This window comes from Neolewinella agarilytica, from assembly GCF_900110645.1.
In the GTDB taxonomy this organism is placed as follows: Bacteria; Bacteroidota; Bacteroidia; order Chitinophagales; family Saprospiraceae; genus Neolewinella; species Neolewinella agarilytica.
Window position 1 is genome coordinate 1 of sequence record NZ_FOFB01000062.1, and the last position, 1,408, is coordinate 1,408.

Annotated in this window: 1 protein-coding gene; it reads right to left on the bottom strand. The window is 46.4% G+C overall.

What is annotated here, in order from left to right:
- Positions 1 to 68: 68 nt before the first annotated feature.
- On the bottom strand, positions 69 to 1,139 hold the full coding sequence (locus BM123_RS23720) for an IS110 family transposase (RefSeq protein WP_175489534.1): 1,071 nt from the start codon (positions 1,137 to 1,139) through the stop codon (positions 69 to 71).
- Positions 1,140 to 1,408 lie beyond the last annotated feature (269 nt).

A 1,408-nucleotide genomic window follows, 5' to 3' on the forward strand; every position in this document is an offset into this window, starting at 1 on the left:
AGGTGCTATGGTTAAATCCTAGGCTTTAGCGATGTTTTTTATCTTTACGACTCAAGACCCTTGATGCGTCAGCTCATGGAGTCACTGTAGGCGAGCTCCGGCTCGCCTACTCCGTTTTGACACCGAGCGCGGTGCAGCTTCTTGTCATAAGGTACTCCGCTTTTGACTACGGCATACATGATGATAAGTAACTTCCTTTGTACGGCCACGAGGGCTTTCATTTTAATCTTAGTGCGGTCCAAAACACGACTGTAGAGTTGGCCGATCATGTCATCCCTGTTGACGAATTGTAACGAGGGCATGTGTAGTGCTCTGCGAATACGCGAGTTTCCGGCTTTGGACATCGTTGACCTTCCCCGGATCGAAGTGCCCGAAGTTTTACTTTTGATATCCATTCCCGCGTATTTGATTAACTGAGAACGGGAAGCGAACAGCTGAAATCCACCTGTCTCGGCGATAATAGCCGAAGCTGTTTTTAAAGCTATGCCAGGAATACTGGTCAGTAAATTGATCAATCTGTCGAGGGCGGCGTCTCCCTTGGCCAGGCGCTTGATTTCTTTTTCAATCATGTCGAGTTGCTCATCCTGGAGTTTGATGATTTGCTCGTATCGTTTGAGCACTTTTTTCATCGGAAAAGCGGAATGGCTGACCGCATGCAGCTGATTCTTAGTGACCGTCTTGGCCTCTGTAATTGCCTGATGTTGACGTGTTAAAGCCTTCAATTGGCGCATGCTTTTAGTTGGCGGAGTCCATTCTCGCAGATTACGTTCAAAAGCCAATTGAGCGATGACGTCGGCGTCGATTTCATCCGTTTTAGACTGCTGGTTAAGACTCTTGGCAAAGGCTTTTATCTTAGTCGGTAGTTCGATGGATACGCGGTATCCTTTGTCCTTAAGAAAATACGCTAACTCTTCGTGGTAGACCCCGGTGGCTTCCATAGCGATTGGTAGGGATAACCCCTTAATGGTGTACTTTTTCAGCCAAGTGTCGAGTTCGGTAAAACCTGCTGGGGTGTTCAAGAATTTTTTAACGCCGCGGTGCTTGCGGAAATCATCCTGGCCGGCTTCTTGGCGAAGAAGACGAATATAGAAATCGTTTTTACCGACATCAATGCCGGCGGATTGTTTGATAATAGTCATGGTAAATGGGTGAAGTGAAAAATGTCGGAGAACTCTCATCACCTATCCTCATCGCTTATGGTATCTAGTAGAAGTATCTACTGATTTAAGTGCTATCGCGGCTCTAAAAGCCTCCTTCTGCCAGGCTCATCCCTTTTGCAGTATCTGCAGATTTCAACCAGCGATTTGAAGCAAAAGAAGTCACTACCAGAAGGAGTAAGTTACGGTATTTGGGACGTAGCTTTTCGTCCTCACTGTAACCTGAAACAAAGATATGAGTAGCAAAACCC

Bases quoted from the DNA above. Each gene is read 5' to 3' on its own strand.
- BM123_RS23720 (WP_175489534.1), bottom strand. From the start codon at position 1,139: ATGACTATTATCAAACAATCCGCCGGCATTGATGTCGGTAAAAACGAT.